Origin of the sequence: Pseudomonas sp. IT-P171, assembly GCF_949767765.1 — a bacterium.
In the GTDB taxonomy this organism is placed as follows: Bacteria; Pseudomonadota; Gammaproteobacteria; order Pseudomonadales; family Pseudomonadaceae; genus Aquipseudomonas; species Aquipseudomonas fluorescens_B.
Genome location: NZ_CATKQN010000011.1, coordinates 849,608 through 871,497 on the forward strand (window position 1 = coordinate 849,608; position 21,890 = coordinate 871,497).

Sequence of the window (21,890 nt, forward strand, 5' to 3'; positions counted from 1 at the left end):
TGAATAAGGACATTTGCCCCGCCGTGGCCACTTACTCGCTTGTTATCCGCCGCTTGATGATCGTCTCGCTGACCATCGTCGTCAGCCGCGCCATCACCAGCCCGTTGCTGACGCTGTTCCTGAGCAACAAGCTCGGCCTCAACCAACAGGACGTTGGCTTGCTGCTGGGCATCGCGGTGTTCATCGCCACCCTGCTCGCGCTCTACGGCGGGTACATTATCGACCGCCTCGAAAAACGTCGCTTGCTGATCCTCGCCATGCTCTCCAGCGCCATCGGTTTCGTGCTGCTGACCTTCGCCGAAAACCTGTATTTGACCACCCTCACCCTGGTGATCACTGAAACGGCGTCAGCGCTGTTCCTGATCGGGTCGAAGGCAATCCTCAGCGAAAACCTGCCCATGGGCCAGCGCGCCAAGGCATTTTCACTGCGCTACACCCTGACCAACATCGGCTACGCCACCGGCCCGATGCTCGGCGTGGTGATTGCCGGGGTGTACCCGATTGCGCCGTTCCTGATTGCCGGCGCGATCGCGTTTTTCAGTATCTTTTTAATGAGCGGAATCCCCAGGGACTCGGCGCAGACGCCCGCGATCGGCCAGCCACAGAGTTTCCTGAAAACCCTGATCACCCTGAAAAACGACCGCACGCTGATCATGTTTACCTGCGGCTGTCTGCTCAGCACCGTGGTCCACGGGCGATTCACCCTGTACCTGTCGCAATACCTGCTGGTGACCCACGACTCCAAGCGCGCCCTGGAAACCATGGCCGCCCTGCTCGCTTGCAACGCCATCAGCGTGATCCTGCTGCAATACCAGATCGGGCGTTTCCTCAAGCGCGAACAACTGCGTTACTGGATTGCCGGTGGTACCAGCCTGTTCATCCTTGGCCTGATCGGCTTCAGCCTGGCTGACAGCCTGGTGTCGTGGTGCGTGGCGATGTTCATTTTCACTCTCGGTGAAATGATCATTTACCCCGCCGAATTCCTCTTCGTCGACACCCTGGCGCCCGAGGAATTGCGTGGCAGCTACTACGGCGCGCAGAACCTCGCCGCTCTCGGGGGCGCGCTCAGTCCAGTGATTTGCGGCTTCCTCCTGATGCACACGCCGGCGCCGACGATGTTTTATGCGCTGAGCGCACTGACGGCCATGGGTGGTTTCCTGTGTTTCATGAGTGGTCGTCGAGTCGCCTTACCTCAAAAATAATGCACTCAAACTGCATTAATATGAATTTGTCAGCATGTCGAATGAACGGCACACTGTGTCCTGTTCCTCCCCCAATAGTTGGAACACCTTCAAGGGCTTTCTGGGTATCCCAGCTAAGCCTTTTTTTTGCCTAGATTTTTTCAATGGGTCATTTGCCAAATGCTTGCTCGCTGGTTACCTGCCGCCATCAATACCCGACCCTCGGAATGGAGCCGCGCTGCCATCGGCATGGCGTTGGGCACGATGTTCAGCGTCTGGCTCTGCTCCCAGGTTTTCGGCATCGAAGTCGCGCAGCACCTGATCGGACCGCTGGGTGCGTCGGCGGTGTTGCTGTTCGCGGTGTCCTCCGGGGCGCTGGCGCAACCCTGGTCGATACTCGGCGGCTACTTGAGTGCCGGGGTGATCGCGCTGCTGGTCGCTCATGTGCTTGGACGCACACTCGGCAGCGCGTGCCTGGCCGCTGGCATGGCACTGATCCTGATGTGCTGGCTGCGCTGCCTGCATCCGCCGGCCGGCGCAGTGGCCTTGACGTTGGTGCTGGCCGATCCGGCGACCATCGCCCTGGACTGGAAAGCCCTCGCCCCGGTGATGCTCGGCGCTTCGACGATGTTGTTCAGCGCCCTGGCTTATAACAACCTGACGCGCATTCGTTACCCCAAGCGCGCCAGTGAACCGGTGGCCGTGGTGCCTGCCGATCATCCGCCGATCGATCGCCAGGCCATCACCGCCGAGGATTTGAAACTGGCCCTGGCGGAAATGGAGGCCTTCTTCGACGTCACGCCTGAAGACCTTGAGCAATTGATTCACGTCAGTGAATTGCATGCCAAACGCCGCAGCATTGGGGATGTGTTTTCTCGAAAGGGTTGAAGAAGATCAAAAGATCGCAGCCTTCGGCAGCTCCTGCGTTGGAACACGATCCGGCGCAGGAGCTGCCGAAGCCTGCGATCTTTTGCTTTCGACCTAAGGTAAAAATGCAGACTCGTACTGCACATATCCCGGTTGTACATGGCAAATTTGCACTGGTACGATCCAGCATCGCTCGCGCGCAAGCGTCTCTATAAAGAACAATAAAAGCAGGGAGTTACTGATGACTGCTCAGGTTTCATCGAAGGGGACTTCGTCCATGGATGCCACGCAATATGAAGTGCTGGCCGAGGTTCGCAACCACATCGGTCACCTGACCCTCAATCGCCCCGCCGGTCTCAACGCGATCACCCTGGACATGGTCCGCCACCTGCACCGCCAGCTCGACGCCTGGGCAAACGATCCGCAGATTCACGCCGTGGTTTTGCGCGGCGCAGGCGAGAAAGCCTTCTGTGCCGGCGGTGATATTCGCTCGCTGTATGACAGCTTCAAGAATGGCGACACGCTGCACAAAGATTTCTTTGTCGAGGAATACGCCCTCGACCTCGCTATCCACCATTACCGCAAACCCGTACTCGCCTTGATGGACGGTTTTGTCCTGGGCGGCGGCATGGGGCTGGTACAAGGGGCCGACTTGCGGGTGGTGACCGAGAAAAGCCGCCTGGCGATGCCGGAAGTGGCGATCGGTTACTTCCCGGATGTGGGCGGCAGTCACTTCCTGCCGCGTGTTCCCGGCGAACTGGGTATTTACCTCGGTGTCAGCGGCGTGCAGATTCGCGCAGCCGACGCCCTCTATTGCGGGTTGGCCGACTGGTACCTGGACAGCAACAAACTGGAGGCGCTGGACGAACACCTCGATCAGCTGGAATGGCACGACACGCCGCTAAAAGACCTGCAGGGCCTGTTGGCGCAACTCGCGGTGCAGCAATTGCCCGATGCGCCACTGAGCAAACTGCGCCCGGCCATCGATCACTTCTTCGCCCTCCCCGACGTCCCGAGTATTGTTGAGCAACTGCGCGAAGTCACGGTTGCCGACAGCCATGAATGGGCGATGACCACGGCCGATCTGCTGGAAAGCCGTTCACCGCTGGCCATGGCTGTAACCCTCGAAATGCTGCGGCGCGGCCGGCACTTGAGCCTGGAAGACTGCTTCGCCCTCGAGCTGCACCTGGACCGTCAGTGGTTCGAGCGCGGCGACCTGATTGAAGGCGTGCGCGCCTTGCTGATCGACAAAGACAAGAGCCCGCGCTGGAACCCGCCGACCTTGCAGGCGCTGGACGCCAAGCACGTCGCGAGTTTCTTCACAGGGTTTGACCGGAGCGGGAGCTGAGCCATGCACGATATCGAATTGAGCGAAGAACAAGTCATGATCCGCGACATGGCCCGGGATTTTGCCCGCGGCGAAATCGCGCCCCACGCGCAAGCCTGGGAAAAGGCCGGCTGGATCGATGACGGCCTGGTGGCGAAGATGGGTGAACTCGGCTTGCTGGGCATGGTGGTGCCCGAGGAATGGGGCGGCACTTATGTCGATTACGTCGCCTACGCCCTGGCGGTGGAAGAGATTTCCGCCGGTGACGGCGCCACGGGCGCACTCATGAGCATCCACAATTCCGTGGGTTGCGGGCCGGTCATGAACTACGGCACCGACGAACAGAAACAGACCTGGTTGCCGGACCTGGCCAGCGGCAAGGCCATCGGCTGCTTCTGCCTGACCGAGCCACAAGCCGGCTCCGAAGCGCACAACCTGCGCACCCGCGCCGAACTGCGCGACGGCCAGTGGGTGATCAACGGCGCCAAGCAATTTGTCAGCAACGGCAAACGGGCGAAACTGGCAATCGTGTTTGCCGTGACGGACCCGGATCTGGGCAAGCGCGGTATATCAGCGTTTCTGGTGCCAACCGATACCACCGGTTTCATCGTGGATCGCACCGAACACAAGATGGGCATTCGCGCTTCCGATACCTGCGCGGTGACCCTGAGCAACTGCACGATTCCCGAAGCCAACCTGTTGGGCGAACGCGGTAAAGGCCTGGCCATTGCCCTCTCCAACCTCGAAGGCGGGCGCATCGGCATCGCCGCGCAGGCGCTGGGCATCGCCCGTGCCGCGTTCGAAGCGGCGCTGGCCTATTCCCGTGATCGGGTGCAGTTCGACAAGCCGATCATCGAACACCAGAGCATCGCCAACATGCTGGCCGACATGCACACCCGGCTGAATGCTGCACGGTTGCTGATCCTGCATGCCGCGCGCTTGCGCAGTGCCGGCAAGCCGTGTCTCTCGGAGGCTTCGCAGGCCAAGCTGTTTGCCTCGGAAATGGCCGAAAAGGTCTGCTCGTCAGCGATGCAGATTCATGGCGGGTACGGGTATCTGGAGGATTACCCGGTGGAGCGTTACTACCGGGATGCACGGATTACGCAGATTTATGAAGGGTCGAGCGAGATACAGCGAATGGTGATTGCCCGGGAGCTCAAGAACTACCAGGTGTGAAGCCTTAAAAGCTTCGCGGGCAAGCCCGCTCCCACAGGGATCTCCGGTGTCCACAGATGTTGTGTACACAGGAGAACCTGTGGGAGTGGGCTTGCCCGCGATGGCGTCCGCAAGGACGCCGCATTACTTGCCGACGAACTCCGCCTCACGCTTGGCAATAAACGCCGCCATTCCTTCCTTCTGATCCTGCGTCGCAAATGCCGCATGGAACACCCGACGCTCAAAGCGCACGCCTTCCGACAGGCTCACCTCAAACGCGCGGTTGACGCTTTCCTTGACCATCATCGCAATCGGCAGCGACTTCCTGGCGATCAACGTCGCGACTTTCAGCGCTTCCTCCAGCAATTCATCCGCCGGAACGATCCGCGCGACAATCCCGCAACGCTCCGCTTCCACCGCATCGATCAAACGCCCGCTCAGGCACATTTCCATCGCCTTGGCTTTACCGACTGCGCGAGTCAGGCGCTGGGTGCCGCCCATGCCCGGCAGCACGCCGAGGTTGATTTCCGGTTGACCGAACTTCGCGTTGTCACCCGCCAGGATGAAATCGCACATCAACGCCAGCTCGCAGCCGCCGCCCAGGGCAAAACCGTTGACCGCAGCGATGATCGGCTTACGGCGGTTAGCCACGCGATCACTGTCGCTGAACAGATCATCGAGGTAGATCTGCGGGTAGGTCAGCTCAGCCATTTCCTTGATGTCGGCACCGGCGGCGAAGGCTTTCTTCGAGCCGGTCAGCACGATGCAACCGATGTTCGAATCCGCTTCCAGGCCATCGAGGGCGTGGTTCAGCTCGCTGACGATCTGCGCGTTCAACGCGTTCAGCGCCTGCGGACGGTTCAGGGTGATCAGGCCGACACGGCCGTGGGTTTCCAGCAAAATCGTTTCGTAACTCATAAATAACTCCTGTTTTGCATAACGCTCAATCTCTGTAGGTGTTTTTTAGAGACTGCGCGAAATGACCATGCGCTGAATATCACTGGTGCCTTCGTAGATCTGGCAGACCCGCACGTCGCGGTAGATCCGCTCGAGCGGGAAGTCGTTCAGGTAACCGTAACCGCCGAGGGTTTGCAACGCGGCGGAGCATACCTTTTCAGCCATTTCCGAGGCGAAAAGTTTGGCCATGGAGGCTTCTACCAACGCCGGTTTGCCGCTGTCACGCAATGCCGCGGCGTAATGCACCATCTGCCGGGCGACGGCGATCTGGGTTGCCATGTCGGCCAGACGGAACGCGACGGCCTGGTGTTCGATGATCGGTTTGCCGAAACTCTCGCGCTCACGGGCGTAGTCCCGGGCCGCTTCAAACGCGGCGCGGGCCATGCCCACCGATTGTGAGGCGATGCCAACGCGGCCGCCTTCGAGGTTGGCGAGGGCGATCCGGTAACCTTCGCCCTCCTCGCCCAAGCGATTGGCCACCGGTACTTTGACGTCTTCGAACAGAATCTGGCAGGTGTCGGAGGCATGCTGGCCGAGCTTGTCTTCGACGCGGGCGACTTTATAGCCTGGCGAATCGGTGGGCACGATCAGCGCGGTGATCCCGCGTTTGCCGGCACTCGGGTCCGTCACCGCAAACACGATCACCACCCCGGCGTTCTGCCCGGAGGTGATGAACTGCTTGCAGCCGTTGAGAACGTAGTGATCGCCTTCGAGACGGGCGCGGGTTTTCAAACCGCTGGCATCGGAACCGGCTTGCGGTTCGGTCAACGCGAAAGCGCCGAGCATCGCACCGCTGGCCAGCGGTTTCAGAAAGCGCTCTTTCTGATCGTCGTTGCCGTAGTTGAGGATCGGCACGCAACCGACCGAATTGTGCACGCTCATGATGGTCGAGCAGGCGCCGTCGCCCGCGGCGATCTCTTCCAGCGCCATGGCGTAGGCCAGGTAACCGGTGTCACAACCGCCCCACTGTTCCGGCACCAGCATGCCGAAGAAACCCAGATCGGCCATCTCGCCGATGGCTTCCTTGGGGAAACGGTGCTCGCGATCCCACTCGGCGGCGAACGGTTTCAGGCGTTCCTGGGCAAACTGCCGGGCCATGTCGCGGATCTGTTGTTGGTCGTCATTGGGAATCATGGTGAATCCTTAAAATCCGGGGTACGCCACAGAACTCTGTGGGAGCCAGCCTGCTGGATGGCTCCCACAGGGGTGAGGTTGGCCTAGTACAGGCATTCCACGGCCATCGCCGTGGCTTCACCGCCGCCGATGCAGATCGCTGCGACACCGCGTTTCAGGCCTTTCTGGCGCAGGGCCGAGAGCAAGGTCACCAGAATCCGAGCACCCGAGGCCCCGATCGGGTGGCCCAGGGCGCAGGCGCCGCCGTGTACGTTGAGTTTCTCGTGAGGGATTTCCAGGTGGGTCATGGCGGCCATGCCGACCACGGCAAACGCTTCGTTGACTTCGACCAGATCGACGTCGTTCAGCGACCAGCCGGTTTTCTTCATCAACCGCTTGATTGCACCGATCGGTGCCACCGGGAACAGGCCCGGCGTGTCGGCGAATGCCGCGTGGCCATGGATCAGCGCAAGGGGTTTCAAACCGCGTTTTTCAGCTTCGGAACGGCGCATCAATACCAGCGCCGCCGCACCATCGGAAATCGAACTGGAGTTGGCCGCCGTCACGGTGCCGCCTTCACGGAACGCCGGCTTGAGCGAGGCGATCTTGTCCAGTTTGGCTTTCGGTGGTTGTTCGTCGTTGCTGATCACCACCTGCTCTTTCCCGACGGTCACGGTCAGCGGCACGATTTCGTCCTTGAAGCTGCCGTCCTTGATCGCCTGCTGCGCGCGGGTGGTCGAGGCAATGGCGAACGCGTCCTGAGCCTCGCGAGTGAAGCCGTTGGTTTCGGCGCAATCTTCGGCGAAGGTGCCCATCAGGCGGCCCTTGTCGTAGGCGTCTTCCAGGCCATCGAGGAACATGGAATCGAGCACACGACCGTGGCCCATGCGGTAACCGCTGCGGGCGCGGTCCAGCAGGTACGGCGCGTTGGACATGCTTTCCATACCGCCGGCCACGACAACATCGGCGCTGCCGGCGATCAGCATGTCGTGGGCCAGGATGGCCGCTTCCATGCCCGAACCGCACATTTTGTTCAGGGTGGTGCAGCGGGTCGATTTATCCAGCCCGGCACCCAGCGCAGCCTGACGGGCCGGGGCCTGGCCAAGGCCGGCGGGCAACACGCAGCCAAACAGCACTTCTTCAATGGCATCCGGCGCCAAACCTGCACGTTCAACCGCAGCACGAATGGCGGCAGCGCCCAGTTGTGGCGCGGTCAGGCTTTTCAGTTCGCCCTGGAAACCACCCATCGGGGTGCGGACGGCGCTGACGATAACGATTGGATCGTTGGCAATAGTCATGACAAATCCTCCTTACTTGGCGGCCATGCGCAAGGCGCCGTCGAGACGGATCACCTCGCCATTGAGCATGCTGTTTTCAATGATATGCCTGACCAGCGCGGCATACTCGCCCGGTTTGCCCAAACGTGGCGGAAACGGCACGCCAGCGGCCAGGGAATCGCGGACTTCCTGGGTCATGCCGGCCATCATCGGGGTTTCGAAAATGCCCGGAGCGATGGTGATCACACGGATGCCGAAACGCGCCAGTTCACGAGCAGCGGGCAAGGTCAGGCTGACGATCGCGCCTTTGGACGCGGCATAAGCCGCCTGGCCGATCTGGCCATCGTAAGCCGCCGCCGACGCAGTGTTGATGATCACCCCGCGCTCGCCATCGGCATCCGGCTCGGTTTCGGCGATCGCCGCCGATGCCAGACGCAGCATGTTGAAGCTGCCGATCAGGTTCACGTTGATCACCTGGCTGAAACTGGCCAACGCGTGCGGGCCGTTCTTGCCGAGGATCTTCTCGCCACGGACGATGCCGGCGCAGTTGACCAGGCCGTTGAGGCCGCCAAAGGCCTTGACCGTCGCCTGCACCGCCGCTTCAGCGGCCGCTTCGTTGCTGATGTCCGCGACCACGCTTTGCACACCGAGACGTTCAGCCTGGGCCGCAACAGCGTCGGCGTTCATGTCCACCAGCATCACTTTGGCGCCGGCTGCGACCAGCATTTCAGCCGTGGCCGCGCCGAGCCCGGAGGCACCGCCGGTGACGAGAAAAACCTTGTTTTCGATCTGCATCATTGTGTCCTTGGATTCAAGCTTAAGCGTTCTTCGCCGCGGCCTCTTGAGCCTTGGCGATTTCCTGGTTGCGCAAGATAAAGCGCTGCAATTTGCCGCTTGGGGTTTTCGGCAACTCGCTGACAAATTCGATTTCACGGGGGTACGAGTGCGCGGCCAGACGCTTGCGCACATGTTGGCGCAGCTCTTCGGCCAATTCGGGGGCGGCGCGGTATTGCGCGCTGAGCACGACGAACGCTTTGACCAGCTCCGTGCGCTCCGGATCGGGCTTGCCCACCACCGCCGCTTCGACCACAGCCGGGTGTTCGATCAACGCGCTTTCCACGTCGAACGGCCCGACGCGGTAGCCGGAGGTGGTGATCACGTCATCACTGCGGCCGACGAAGCTGATGCTGCCGTCCGGGTTCCACTCGACGGTGTCGCCACTCAAGTAATAGTTGCCAACGAAGGCCTTGGTGGGCGCGCCTTCGTAACCGGCAAACCAGCACATCGGCGACTGAGTGCGGTCGATGGCCAGGATGCCCGGCTGGCCGACGCCCAGCTCCTGGTACTCGTCGTCGAGCACCACGATGCGGTGGCCTGGCGAGGCAAAACCGGCTGCGCCCAGGTGAATCGGATGTTCGAGACCGTGGTGGTTGCACAGGACCATGCCCAATTCGGTCTGGCCGTAATGGTCATGAATCACCACGCCGAGGTTGTCGGCGAACCAGCGAATCACTTCCGGGTTCAACGGCTCGCCGGCACTGCTGACAATGCGCAATTTACCCTTGATCGATTTGGCGAACTCGTCGCCACCGGCGATCAGCAAACGATATGCCGTCGGCGACCCGGTGAGGTTGGTGATCCCGTATTTGTTGATCACCCGGCAGGTGCTTTCGAGGGTGAACGGGCCATCGTAAAAGGTGATCGGATGCCCCATCGACATCGGCCCGGTCACACCAAAATAGATGCCGTAGGCCCAGCCCGGATCGGCGACGTTCCAGAATGCATCTTCCGGGCGCAAGTCCACGGCGTCACGGGTGTAGCTCTGAAAGGCGACGATGGCCTTGAGCGGCACGGACAACGCCTTCGACGGACCGGTGGTGCCCGAGGTGAACATCAGCAGGAACGGCTCTTCCCCGGTCAGCAGCACCGGCTCGCACTCGGGGGAATAGTTGGCCAGTTCGGCCCAGAAACTGAAATCGCCGCGGACAATGCCCTGGCCTTTCGCGCCACCGACGGTGACGATGGTCGGGCAGTCGGCAACTTCAGCGAGTTTGGAGCGGTTGACCGCGTCGGTCACCACCACTTTGGCGCCGGAACTGCTCAGGCGATGCTCGATGGCTTTGGGGCCGAATGCGGTGAACAACGGCTGATACACCGCACCGATGCGCCAGGTGGCGAACACGGTGACCAATAATTCGATATTGCGCGGCAGCAGGCCGGCGACCTTGTCGCCTTTCTTCACGCCCTGAGCCAGGAGGAAATTGGCGAAACGCGCAGCCTTGTCCTGCAGCTCGCTGAACGTGTACGTGGCGCTGGTGCCGTCGCGGCCTTCCCAGAACAGCGCGATGCGGCCTGGCAACGCATGCCGGTCGCAACACTCGACGCAGGCATTGAGGGCCGTCAGATCGCCCGCGAGTGCGGTATCGACGGTGTGCTGATAATTGAACTGTGACGTGGCAGACAAGTAATCTCGCATTGCCAGAATCCCTCTGTATTTTTATTAGGCTGGGGGGAACCGTAACCAACAGGGAAATACTCGCTCTGCGCGGGGGGTGGGGCAATGGTCAAAGCTATCAAGTTGTCTGACTGGTTTGGCCAAGAATTGAGGAATGCGGCGCCTGGGCGGCCGCCATCGCGGGCACGATCACTACAAAATCCGGATCAGTCGGCCTCGTTCAGAATCAAACTCCGGTAATGCCCCGGATTCGACCCCGACCACTTGCGAAAAGCCTTATAGAACGAACTCGCATCGGCAAACCCCAACCGCGTAGCGATCTCGGCGAAGCTGATACTCGGTTCAGCCAGCCAGACAATGGCCAGTTCCTTGCGCACGCTGTCCTTGAGCCCCTGATACGTCTGCCCCTCTTCCGCCAGTCGCCGACGCAAGGTCGAGGCCGACATGCACAGTTGTTGCGCCAGAGGTTCGGTCTCTGGCCACTGTTCGGCGGGCAACTGCCGCAAATCGTGCTTGATCCGGCTTGCCAGACTCTCCGGGTCGCGGTACTTGACCAGAATATTGGCCGGCGCATGGGCCAGGAATCGCTTGAGTTCTTCGGCGCTGCGTTTGATCGGCAAATCCAGGCAGTCGGCGGAGAAAATCATCCGGGTGCGCGGCCGGTCGAAACGCAGGTTCTCGGAAAACATCACCTGATAGTCGTCACAGAAATCCGGCTGCGGGCAGCGCAACTCGATGGCCAGAATCGGAATCCGTCGCCCCGCCAGCCAACAGGCAACGCCGTGAACGATCATCCAGTAGGTGAAATAGGTAAAGGCGCGACGCGGGTCCTGGTCGTCTTCCAGCAGCACGATCTCTGCGAGGCTTTGCTGGCGAACCAGCTGCGCGGGCAGGTGTTCGAGCATCAACGACAGAAACCCCAGCCCCGAGGTCAGGCCGGCAGCGAGGCTCGGCTGGACCATGGAGCAGCGGCACAGAAACGCCAGACTGCCGGATTTGAGCTTGCGCGGGTCCATGCCAAAAAATTCATCGTCCCGACGCCGCGCCAGCAAGCGCCAAAGCCGTGCGTACGCGGTGGCCGGCACGCGGGCTGTGGTCGATTCGAGCAGCCCCGGATCGATGCCGACCTTGTTCAACACCTCGTCGGTGGAGGCGCCGGGGGCGCAACTTTGCAACAGTGCTTCACGCACCAGTTGAATGGAGATGGTGTCTTTTTCCGACATTGAGCGGGGTGTGCCCTGTTTTTATGAATGGTGCGCATATTAGCCCGATAAGATCAAAAGATCGCAGCCTTCGGCAGCGCCTGCATTTGGTATGCATTACCTGTAGGAGCTGCCGAAGGCTGTGATCTTTTGATCTGTTCAGCTTAGGTTCAGGTTAATGCCAATGATTACCATTTGGTAATGAGTGTCATTATGTTACAAATTAGCACCCTATCTAATTCCCAGACGGTGCCGAATGCTTGTCCCTTTTCTGATCATGCTGCGCGAAGGCATTGAGGCCGCATTGATCGTTGGCATCATCGCCAGCTACCTCAAGCAAACCGGTCGCGGTCAATGGATGCCTGCCGTATGGATCGGCGTGTTTCTCGCCGCCGCGCTGGCCCTGCTGGTGGGCGGTGGCCTGGAGTTGGTCAGTGCCGAATTCCCGCAGAAACAACAGGAACTGTTCGAAGGCGTGGTCGGCCTGGTCGCCGTCGGCATTCTCAGTTCCATGGTGTTCTGGATGCGCAAGGTGGCGCGTTCGATCAAGCATTCGCTGCACGTCTCCCTCGATCACGCGTTGACCGGCTCCAGGCATCAAGTGACAGCGCTGATCGCCATGGTGTTTTTTGCCGTCGCCCGGGAAGGCCTGGAAACGGTGTTCTTCCTGCTCGCGGTGTTCCAGCAGAGCGAAGGGCCGGCCGCACCGATCGGTGCCCTGCTCGGCCTGATCCTGGCGATCATCGTCGGTTTCCTGATCTACACCGGCAGCATGCGCCTGAACCTCGGCGCGTTCTTCCGCTGGACCGGCCTGTTCATCCTCGTGGTGGCCGCCGGCATTCTCGCCAACTCGGTGCAGGCGCTGCATGAAGCCGGGGTCTGGAATCACCTGCAAACCGTGCTGTTCGATTTCAGCGCCACGCTGCCGATGGATGGCCCGCTGGGGTCAGTGCTGGCCGGCATGTTCGGGTATCAGGATGCACCGACTGTCAGCACCCTGGGTGCCTACCTGATCTATCTGGTGCTGGCGCTGGTGATGTTTTTTCTCCCCGCGCCTGCACCCGTTAAACACGCTTCTTCCGTTTCCAGTCAGTAAGGGCCTACATGTCAACGCCTACTCCTCCAGTGGCCTCCCCTCCCCGTGCCTTGCGCTGGGCGGTGGCCGGTTCGGTGATCGTGATGATCGCCGCCGGCGGCCTGTTCTACTACGCCTCAAAAATGGCTGCGGCCAAACGTCAGGCCAACCATGACGAAGTGCTGGTGACCATTCACCCGCACAGCTGCGAGCCGAATGCATTGACGGTGCCGGCCGGTCGCGCCAGTTTCCGCATCGTCAACCACTCGGACCGCGCCGTTGAGTGGGAAATCCTCGATGGCGTGCTGGTGGTCGAAGAACGGGAAAACATCGCCCCCGGCCTGAGCCAGGTGATCAACGCCAACCTGATGCCCGGCGATTACGCGATCACTTGCGGCCTGCTGAGCAACCCGCGCGGCACGCTGCATGTGACGCCTACCACCGCTTCCGATGCCGCGGCCAAAGCCAAACCGTCGATGGTCGCTTTCGTCGGGCCGCTGTCGGAGTTCCGCGTTTACCTGAGCAGCCAAAGCACCGCGCTGATCAAAGCCGTCACCGCGCTAGAGCAAGCCATCGAAGCCGGCGACCTGAGCCAGGCGCAAGCGTTGTATGTCCCGGCCCGCACCGCGTATCAGCGCATCGCCCCGGCCGCACAGCGCCTCGCCGAACTCGACAACACGATCAACGCCCGTGCCGATTACTTTGAAAAACGCGAGCAGGATCCGGGTTTCAGCGGTTTCCATCGCCTCGAATATGCGCTGTTCCAGCAACGCACCCTCGACGGCCTGACACCGGTGGCTCAACGGTTGCTGACCGACGTCACCACGCTCAAACAACAACTGCTCGCCCAATCGCTACCGCCGGAACAGCTGGTCAGCATCGTGGTGCGCAACCTCAACAACCTGGGCGAAGTGCGCGCGAGCAGCGGTGAAGAAGAACGCTACAGCCACACCGACTTGAACGGTTTCGCCGGCAACCTCTTTGCTGCCCGCAAAGTCGTCGACCTGTTGCGTCCGCTGCTGACCAAGTCCGCCGCCGAACTGCTGCCCAGTCTCGACAACGCCATCGCCAGCCTCGATGCAGAACTTGACGGCTTCAAGGTCGAGAAAGGCTACGCGAGCTACGACAGCGTCAGCGCCAAACAGCGTAAACAGATCGCCGACAAGGCCAAGGCGCTGGCCGACGCACTCGACGGCATCGATCCCGCCCTCGGCCTTTCCGGCCTATAGCAGAAGACGAACTTCAGATGAACGATTCAGAGCAATTCAACCTTCAGCGGCGCCGGGTATTGATGGGCATGGGCGTCGCCGGCGTGGCCCTGGCCGGTTCAGCCTTGAGCTGCCCGGCCCTGGCCGCCAGCCCCGCGCAAGTCACCGAAGCGCCGAGCAGCGACAAGACCGAGGACCGCCACGATTTCCATGGCCAGCACCAGAGCGGCATCGTCACCCCTCGACCGGCGTCCGGCATGCTGGTGTCGTTTGATGTGTTGGCCAGCGACCGCGAGGACCTGGAGCGGCTGTTCCGCACGCTCAATGAGCGCATCGCGTTCCTGATGCACGGCGGCCCGGTGGCGCAGGTCGATCCGAAACTGCCGCCGGTGGATTCAGGCATTCTCGGCCCGGTGGTGACGCCGGATAACCTGACCATCACCGTGTCGGTCGGCGAATCGTTGTTCGATGAGCGCTTCGGCCTGGCGAACGCCAAACCGAAACGGCTGATCCGCATGGTTGGCTTTCCCAACGATGCGCTGGAGGCCGATTGCTGCCACGGCGACCTGAGCCTGCAGTTCTGCGCCAACACCGCCGACACCAACATCCACGCACTGCGCGATATCGTGAAGAACCTGCCGGACCTGCTGCTGGTGCGCTGGAAACAGGAAGGCAGCGTACCGCCGCAGGCTCCCGCGAAACCGGGGGTGCCGGCACAGAGCGCGCGCAACTTTCTGGGCTTTCGCGACGGCTCGGCCAACCCCGACTCCAACGACGCCAAGGCCATGGACAGCATCGTCTGGGTCCAGCCCGGCAACGACGAACCGGCCTGGGCTGCCAATGGCAGCTATCAAGCGGTGCGGATCATCCGCAACTTCGTCGAACGCTGGGACCGCACACCGTTGCAGGAACAGGAAAGCATCCTCGGACGGATCAAAAGCACAGGCGCACCCATGGGTGGCGCTCATGAAACCGAGGTCCCGGATTACGGCAAGGACCCGGAAGGCAAGCTGACCAAGCTTGACGCCCATATCCGCCTGGCCAACCCGCGCACCGCCGCGAGCCAGGCCAACCTGATCCTGCGCCGACCGTTCAACTACTCCAACGGCGTGAACAAGAACGGGCAGCTGGACATGGGATTGCTGTTCATCTGCTACCAGGCCGATCTGGAAAAAGGCTTTATCACTGTGCAAACCCGACTCAACGGTGAACCGCTCGAGGAATACCTCAAGCCGGTCGGCGGGGGGTACTTCTTCACCTTGCCGGGTGTGACGGGCGACCAGGATTTCATCGGTCGCTCACTGCTTGACGCTGCCTCCCCAAAAACAACCGCATAACCACCCCCATACGGAACCGTCCCATGAAAAAGTCGCCCCTCGCGTTACTGCTGACCCTTGGTTTGCTCAACACCCCGCTTTCGGCTTTCGCGGCGACGGCGCCGCTGGAACTGGTGGGGCCGATCTCGGACTACAAGATCTACGTCACTGAACAATTGGACGAACTGGCCAGCCACACTCAGAAATTCACCGACGCAGTGAAGAAAGGCGACCTTGCCACCGCGCAAAAACTCTATGCACCGACCCGGGTTTACTACGAGTCCATCGAGCCGATCGCCGAACTGTTCAGTGACCTGGACGCGTCCATCGACTCCCGTGTCGACGATCACGAAAAAGGCGTGAAGGCCGAAGACTTCACCGGTTTCCACCGCATCGAGTATTCGCTGTTCTCCGAGAAAAGCACCAAGGGTCTGGGACAATTGGCTGATGGCTTGAACAAGGATGTCAAAGACTTGCAAACCCGCGTGGCCGGCCTGACCTTCCCGCCCGAGAAAGTGGTGGGTGGCGCGGCGGCGTTGTTGGAAGAAGTCGCGGCGACCAAGATCTCCGGCGAGGAAGATCGCTACAGCCACACCGATCTTTACGACTTCCAGGGCAACATCGACGGCGCGAAGAAAATCGTCGACCTGTTCCGTCCGCAGATCGAGAAGCAGGACGCGGTGTTCATGGCCAAGGTCGACAAGAACTTTGCAACGGTGAACAAGACATTGGCCAAATACAAGACCAGGGATGGGGGTTTTGAGACTTACGACAAAGTGAAGGACAGCGACCGTAAAGCGCTGGTTGGGCCGGTGAATACATTGGCTGAGGACTTGTCGACGTTGCGTGGGAAATTGGGGCTGAACTGAGTTTCAACCCTTTGAAGGACGCTTCGCGGGCAAGGCTTGCTCGCGAAGCCGTCCAGGCGGGGTCAGCGCTGCTGAAGTTTTAGATCCAGAGGGATGAAACCCACAAGTGCAGGCCCGAAAGGCCTACCGCTATTGTCCACGCCATACCATTTGTTGTTCTGATGAATGGCCGTGGTGTTAGTGCCTCGGTGAATGCCTTGCATGAGCGCGTGATCAGCATCCACCCAACCCGACATTTTTTTCCCCGCCGCCCCGGCGGCTCCTCCGAAAAAGCCCCTGACTTGATTGAGGCCGGTTTGCAGGCGACCGAGGCCGTTTTGAGTGATATCGAATACACGACTGGTCAGCATTTGACCAAAGCGCCGCATGCCTCTTGCAGTGCCCGAGAGGAGATCAGGCAATCCGCTCAACGGGTTGATGACCGAATGGACTGAACCCGCGCTGATTTTCATTAACTCAAAAGCCTTCACCTTGACCGGTGAAACAGACTTGACCACGCCCACTGCCGTACTCACGCCACCGAGCAATCCGGACAGGCTTGAAACAGCATCGGAAAAACACCCAAACACGCCATTGATCAAGCCCATGCGCGTCCCGGTGCTCAAATCGCTCACACAGCCGACGAAGGGAATCAGCTGCAGTGCAAAGCCTTTCAGGTTTTCCCAGAATTGCTTCTGCTTGTCCCGGGGTGTGAGTCCTTTGGCGCGATCCAGCAGAACCGCCTTTTGCCCCTGCAGAAAATTATCGTTGATCACCGCACTGATGATCCTCGCCAGCTTGGGCGAGAAGTAACTATTGGGGACGTATATTGTTTCATCCGCGTAACCCACCAGCGGCGTAGCGGCAAAGCTGTCACCCAATTTCTCGATGATCAACTTGGGTGATTTGACATGGGTTCGCGGTGCGGCCCCTGTTGTATATGCCAGAAAATCGAAGGGCAACTCAGCGCCTCGCTGAACGACTGCATTGACTGGAGAACCTTTACTGACTTTGACTTTTTCGACTGTCATCACGCCATTCAGCGGCAGCACATCGGGCAGGTCCGAACGCTTGATGATTTTCATCTGCGCCGGGAACACTTCAAAGTAGCTGATTTTTCCACCGTGCTCACAGCGTATCAGCGTGCCATATCCCCCCCGAGCCGCCGCCTGAAGCTCGCGTGTTTCATCCTCTTTTATCCTCCCGGTTTCTTCTCGCAAGGTGAACAGTTCGATGGTCCCCAGCTCAATACATTGGCGGTCTTGCAAAGGCAGTTCGGCGAACAGCAGTTGGGTTGGAGCGATAAACGCTTCAGAAAATCCGGCGAAATAGCTGTCCACGGAAGACGTTAAAAGCGTGTCGAGGTCTGGTAGTGCCTGGATTCTGGTTTTCCACACCCCTTGCGTCATCCCCAACCGGCTGGGTTGCCACCAATTTTCAGGGGTCAAGTCACCGGCCATGTACACCTCGACCAGATCGTGGGTGGTCCCTTTGGCGGCCTGGAGGTTCCAGCTGGCACCCAATAATTTTGACCAGAGTTTCATTGCCCCTATTTCGTGATCACTGGCATCCGGAAATACCTTGCGTAACTTAATGATGGCCATGTCCCTGCGCGTTTGCAGCGGCCGGGAAAAGGTCTGCAATGCCTTGGCAATGTCAGTGCGCTGCCTGGCGAACATTTTGGCGGCGTATTCATAATCCCCGGGTGAATAGGATGACGTGTGCCTCTGTCGAATAACGCCGTTCATGACACCCCATGCCACTAAGATGTCGACACCGGCGCTCTGAAACAACAGGCGGCTTTCTTCGGTGGCTGGATCAAGCACTGCAAGCGCCATGAGCTGGTCGGCGGGCATCGCACGGGAACAGCCCTCATTCGTTGCTTCCACGATGGCAACGCCCAGGCGCAACGTCATCCAGTTGACCGTTCCCATGTGCACGTTGCTACCGCCAGGCACGAGGAACTCCGGGGCAACCTCGGCCAGGAACAAGTGCGCCACCAGTGGTGCAGTCAGCGCGCTGACACCCTTGTCACTGATCAAATGATTTTCGATATCGGCACGTATCGCACCCAGTTCACGCCCTCTGTTGCCGGGCTGATAAACATCGTAACCGGCAATGTTTCCGGACTTGCCAGGCGCGTCGGGATCAACGCTCAGTTTTATCGCCGTGCACAGGAGCTGCTGGCAGTGCTCCATGGAAGCCGTTTGCCCTTCACTTGCTCCGTACCAATTGAGTTTTTTGACCAATTGCTGTCCCCAAGCGTCGGCACCATACGTGTCGAAAATCTCAGCGAGCAAATGGTGGGCATTGTTTCGCCGCTGTTCGACTGAGGTGCCGGTGAGCGGATAAGTACCCAACGCGTGGAAGATTGACGGCGACCCGTCCAGAAGTACTTTGGACAACTCAATAATCTGAGTCTTTTCAGCGTTTGATAGCGTGACAGGCGTAGTATTATCCAACGGCCAGTCTGCCCCATAGTTGCCTAACGGTGGGGATGGCGGCATTGACGTGTTCAGCCAACCAATGATGTTACGCACCTCTGCGACATTTTTGGGCGCATCAAAGCCTCTGAAACGGATGACTTGCAGCAGGTCAGCAGACGTACTGGAGTACAGTGCGCCGCCGGATGTTCTGGCCTGCTCAAACAACTTGTCGAGCGCTGCCTTTAACGCAGGCCGTGCGTTCACAGCGCCAGTCAGATCAACCCAGATCCCCTCGGAGAACACCTGGATTTTTCGCTCAGCGAGCCTGACAGGGAATAGGCTGCAGTCGATTTTCAGAGACTGGCAAAGATCGATCATCGCTGGCAACGCCAGTAAATCATGCAGGTGACGGCGGATTTCCTGGCTTTCCTGCTCAAGTGGTCTGCTGACAAAACCAGCCATGGTTTCCGACAAGGTAACGGGCGCGCTATCGGCCTTGTCCTTTACCACCCGTTCGAGGGCAGTGACCAACAGTGCGCGCTCCTTGGCAACGTCAGCAATCTGTTCGACCTGTTCGATCGCTTTTTCCAGGCGCGCCTTTTTAGCGGTAGAGAACGCGGGCCACGCCGAAGTTTTCAATTGGCTGGCGATTTGTTGTGCGCTCACTGTCCGGGATGGCGGGTTTACCCCGTAAAACCCGAGCACAGTATCGCGAGGAATGGCGTTGGAGTCCGAACTCAAATGACACAACCCGAAATCGCCGGGGTCGAGCAATTTCAGGATCGGCAACAGTGATTTTGCCGCCGGCCACCACCCCGAATGATCCCACAGCCCGAATTCGTGGAGGGTGGTCAGGCCGTTTTTGGTGATGGACCCTGTCACCCGGTCGTGATGGATGCGCAGCGTTCGCAAGGCCAGGCCTTTGGCAGTGAAGAACTCCAGAAGCGCGTTGTCGTTCACGGCTTGCTTGTACAGTTCGACCGATGAGTGGATCAGCGTCCCCGCAGGGATCACCACTGGGGTGTTCCGATTGGACTCCAGCACTGTAAGGACGTCACTGTGCAGCTGATGATCCGCGGTGGAGAGCGCGCCCGGATCATTCAACGTCTCCAACACCCACTCGGCGGCCCGTTTTGATCGTTGTGTACGTTCTGGCTCTGTCGTGCCCTCATCAATGAGTGGAGCAAGATCGTGGTGCTTGAAATAGACATCCCGGGGGTGTTCGGCGACCTCGAGGATCAATTCAGCGCTGCTAATGTTCCGGTTCCATGGCACCGGCTGCAGCAACAAGCCGGCAACATCGTTCACCAATCGGGGATCCTCGTGAGGATCCTCAAAAGTCGAGTCGGCGATTCGCGCCCTGATAGCCTCGTCAACCGATGGCATTGCGCTCAGGGCGGTTTCCACTTCATTCAAGATGTCGCCACGCAGTCCGGCGTCTTGTTCCTGGATAAAGTGTGGACCACCGATAATTGCTCCGGCCCGGAGTTTGTGGAATTCATGGACAGCCGCATAAATTGTGGCCATCGCGATCGTTGCGGCGGCGCGTGGGTGCTGCCGGGCAGTACCCGTCACGGAGTTCAACGTCGACACACCCATCGCGGACAGGTAACTGCCGACTGTCTGAAGCCATACGCCAAGATCGGAGTACAACGTATCGATGAAACGCTGCTGTTGTTCCAGCGGTTCGACTGTCGGCGCGTAAGGACTGTCCGGGTTGGCTACAGGTTCCGACTCATGAGGGAGGAAGGGTTTGAGCAGGTCTGGAAGCGCTCCAAACAGGGTGCGCAGCGGGACAAGTTCAGTCTGCTCGACTGCTTCGACGGGGTGCCAGCCGGTCAGCAAATGCATGGATTGCGTAAGTAATTCATCGATGTGCCGGGCAAACCGTTCGGCTTGCTCAAATGCTCCGACATAGAGTGATGCCACATTTTCCTGAGCATGTGGGCGGGGCCGTGTACCGTCCAAACGCACAGGCTGGGGGACATTGAAGGGTTGGCCTAGGACTGCGGCGTTTGCGACAGTCACATTAATCTGTGGCGAAACGGATGATGGGCTCCCGCTTTCATATTGCACTGGCGGTTGCGCCTGCTGAGCGGGCCGGCCAGGGAGAACGGGCCGCTCGGCCACGGGGACCTTCAGCTGCCGGGCATTGTCGACGACATTCAGCACATACAACAGTTTGGCCCACCCCCCTTGCGGTACAGGTGTTCCACGGACATCGATATGTTTGAAGAAGTCAGCATTCTGATTGATTGCTTCCAACGCCGAGAGCAGTGAAAAGCCATCCTCCTGCCCGGTGTCTGCAAGTGCTTTTCCAGCTTCGCTATTGACAGAAACGCCGCCCCGTTTAGCTTCCTCCTGAAACGCGATAATCGCCGTCGACACTGCCGTCGACGCACTAGCCCACACCCCCGTTGCCGCAGTTTTGCCTGCCGACTTCGCACCATTGAACAATGCTTTACCCAAATCCATCACGGGCAACGCGCCCAGTGTATTGAGTGCCGAATTCGCCCGATTGACCCAATGCTGTACGCCGGCCGTCAGCCACGCAGGGTCTGTCCACTCGTTGAACAATGGCGGCACAGACTTCAGCTCGATATTTTGCCAGAGCGCCTGGACTGCCCGTTTGTGCCGGTCCGGGAAACGCTCACGTTGAGTGGTCTCATCCAGGCGTTGCAGAAATTCGCCCAATAAAAATCTGGTCTCTGCGGGTGATGGCCGGACAGTCAAAAACTCTTCCAGCTTGGTCAGCGTGCTTTCGATTCGCCCCTCACGCCATGGCCTGATTGACGACCGGCAGTCCCTGACGGTGGTGCGCAGGCATTGCCACTGAAGATCCGACAACAACTCACCATTGGCGATCAGCTCGTCTAATTGATGTCGCGATGAATTCCTGTGTAACTGTATAAATCCGAGAACACTGTCGGGGTTGGCGCTTGCGAACAATTCGAGACGTTCGCCGAATACCTCCCCCCAGCGGTCCGGCGGCAAATGGCAGATGACCTCGACAATGGCGCGCAGTCGCTCGACGGTCAGGTCGCCTTTGGGCTGAATCGAACGCATCATCGCCTCCACGAACAAGTCAGCCATCGAACGACCCACATCGGTTTGCAAAAGGCCGCTTTTCAAAACATCAAGCACCTCCTGTTCCGAAAGCCGCTGTGTCTTCAAGTGCTTTCTCAAGGAAGCCCAGGTTTTCTCAAGCGACATTTGATCGAAGACCAGTTCGCCAGGATACCCATCCCCCTTGCGATACACCGGAGGATAAAGGTCGTTCAACTCTGCTGAGAACGATGAATCGAACACCGGAAATCTGGCTCCGGGGAGCATCGTGCGTGTGGGGATGTTTTGCGCTTTGAGGAGTTGCTTGCTGACCCGGGTCGAATCAGGCGTGTCATTGCCTGAACGGAAGGAGAATGCAGAAGGCGTTGCATTGGAAGGGCCACACGGAGCGGGCATTGGAAATCTCTTGTTTCATGA

The 21,890-nt window shown here is 59.7% G+C and carries 15 protein-coding genes; 8 read left to right on the forward strand and 7 right to left on the reverse strand.

Annotation, left to right across the window (positions count from 1 at the left end; genetic code table 11):
• Positions 1 to 23 precede the first annotated feature (23 nt).
• The 4 genes from ACM6I5_RS12350 to ACM6I5_RS12365 all read left to right on the forward strand — a co-directional run bounded on the left by ACM6I5_RS12350 (position 24) and on the right by ACM6I5_RS12365 (position 4,551).
• Positions 24 to 1,202, forward strand: a complete 1,179-nt coding sequence (locus ACM6I5_RS12350; RefSeq protein ID WP_414879246.1) for an MFS transporter — start codon at positions 24 to 26, stop codon at positions 1,200 to 1,202.
• Positions 1,203 to 1,361: 159 nt separating this feature from the next.
• The gene (locus ACM6I5_RS12355) at positions 1,362 to 2,069 is read left to right on the forward strand and encodes an HPP family protein (RefSeq protein ID WP_414879245.1); all 708 of its coding nucleotides are present in this window, start codon (positions 1,362 to 1,364) and stop codon (positions 2,067 to 2,069) included.
• Positions 2,070 to 2,289: 220 nt separating this feature from the next.
• Entirely contained in the window at positions 2,290 to 3,396 is a 1,107-nt protein-coding gene (locus ACM6I5_RS12360) for an enoyl-CoA hydratase/isomerase family protein (protein WP_414879244.1), read from the forward strand.
• A gap of 3 nt (positions 3,397 to 3,399) precedes the next feature.
• Complete coding sequence (locus ACM6I5_RS12365; protein ID WP_414879243.1) at positions 3,400 to 4,551, forward strand: acyl-CoA dehydrogenase family protein; 1,152 nt, start codon at positions 3,400 to 3,402, stop codon at positions 4,549 to 4,551.
• Positions 4,552 to 4,674: 123 nt separating this feature from the next.
• Here ACM6I5_RS12365 and ACM6I5_RS12370 read toward each other — a convergent pair whose 3' ends face one another.
• From ACM6I5_RS12370 to ACM6I5_RS12395, 6 genes are all read right to left on the reverse strand, one after another.
• Positions 4,675 to 5,448: an enoyl-CoA hydratase gene (locus ACM6I5_RS12370; protein WP_017339051.1), complete on the reverse strand. Its 774-nt coding sequence runs from the start codon at positions 5,446 to 5,448 to the stop codon at positions 4,675 to 4,677.
• A gap of 45 nt (positions 5,449 to 5,493) precedes the next feature.
• Positions 5,494 to 6,621 carry an acyl-CoA dehydrogenase gene (locus tag ACM6I5_RS12375; protein ID WP_017339052.1) on the reverse strand — a complete coding sequence of 376 codons (1,128 nt, stop codon included), beginning with the start codon at positions 6,619 to 6,621 and terminating at the stop codon, positions 5,494 to 5,496.
• An 83-nt stretch (positions 6,622 to 6,704) separates the two neighbouring features.
• The gene (locus ACM6I5_RS12380) at positions 6,705 to 7,898 is read right to left on the reverse strand and encodes an acetyl-CoA C-acyltransferase (RefSeq protein WP_017339053.1); all 1,194 of its coding nucleotides are present in this window, start codon (positions 7,896 to 7,898) and stop codon (positions 6,705 to 6,707) included.
• Between the two features lie 12 nt (positions 7,899 to 7,910).
• Positions 7,911 to 8,672 carry an SDR family NAD(P)-dependent oxidoreductase gene (locus tag ACM6I5_RS12385; protein WP_414883933.1) on the reverse strand — a complete coding sequence of 254 codons (762 nt, stop codon included), beginning with the start codon at positions 8,670 to 8,672 and terminating at the stop codon, positions 7,911 to 7,913.
• A gap of 22 nt (positions 8,673 to 8,694) precedes the next feature.
• Complete coding sequence (locus tag ACM6I5_RS12390) at positions 8,695 to 10,353, reverse strand: AMP-binding protein (RefSeq protein WP_414883934.1); 1,659 nt, start codon at positions 10,351 to 10,353, stop codon at positions 8,695 to 8,697.
• Between the two features lie 185 nt (positions 10,354 to 10,538).
• The gene (locus ACM6I5_RS12395; protein WP_017339056.1) at positions 10,539 to 11,555 is read right to left on the reverse strand and encodes an AraC family transcriptional regulator; all 1,017 of its coding nucleotides are present in this window, start codon (positions 11,553 to 11,555) and stop codon (positions 10,539 to 10,541) included.
• A gap of 235 nt (positions 11,556 to 11,790) precedes the next feature.
• On the opposite strand from ACM6I5_RS12395, the gene efeU reads away from it, so the two are divergent.
• The 4 genes from efeU to efeO (ACM6I5_RS12415) are packed head-to-tail and all read left to right on the forward strand — an operon-like array spanning position 11,791 to position 16,002.
• Positions 11,791 to 12,630 (forward strand): iron uptake transporter permease EfeU, encoded by an 840-nt coding sequence (efeU, locus tag ACM6I5_RS12400; RefSeq protein WP_414879241.1) that lies wholly within the window; start codon positions 11,791 to 11,793, stop codon positions 12,628 to 12,630.
• A gap of 8 nt (positions 12,631 to 12,638) precedes the next feature.
• Positions 12,639 to 13,838: an iron uptake system protein EfeO gene (gene efeO / locus ACM6I5_RS12405; protein ID WP_414883935.1), complete on the forward strand. Its 1,200-nt coding sequence runs from the start codon at positions 12,639 to 12,641 to the stop codon at positions 13,836 to 13,838.
• 17 nt (positions 13,839 to 13,855) lie between these two features.
• Entirely contained in the window at positions 13,856 to 15,154 is a 1,299-nt protein-coding gene (efeB, locus tag ACM6I5_RS12410; RefSeq protein ID WP_017339059.1) for an iron uptake transporter deferrochelatase/peroxidase subunit, read from the forward strand.
• A gap of 23 nt (positions 15,155 to 15,177) precedes the next feature.
• Positions 15,178 to 16,002, forward strand: a complete 825-nt coding sequence (gene efeO / locus ACM6I5_RS12415; protein ID WP_017339060.1) for an iron uptake system protein EfeO — start codon at positions 15,178 to 15,180, stop codon at positions 16,000 to 16,002.
• A gap of 62 nt (positions 16,003 to 16,064) precedes the next feature.
• On the opposite strand, the gene ACM6I5_RS12420 is transcribed toward efeO (ACM6I5_RS12415), so the two are convergent.
• Positions 16,065 to 21,869, reverse strand: a complete 5,805-nt coding sequence (locus tag ACM6I5_RS12420) for a hypothetical protein (protein ID WP_414883936.1) — start codon at positions 21,867 to 21,869, stop codon at positions 16,065 to 16,067.
• Positions 21,870 to 21,890 lie beyond the last annotated feature (21 nt).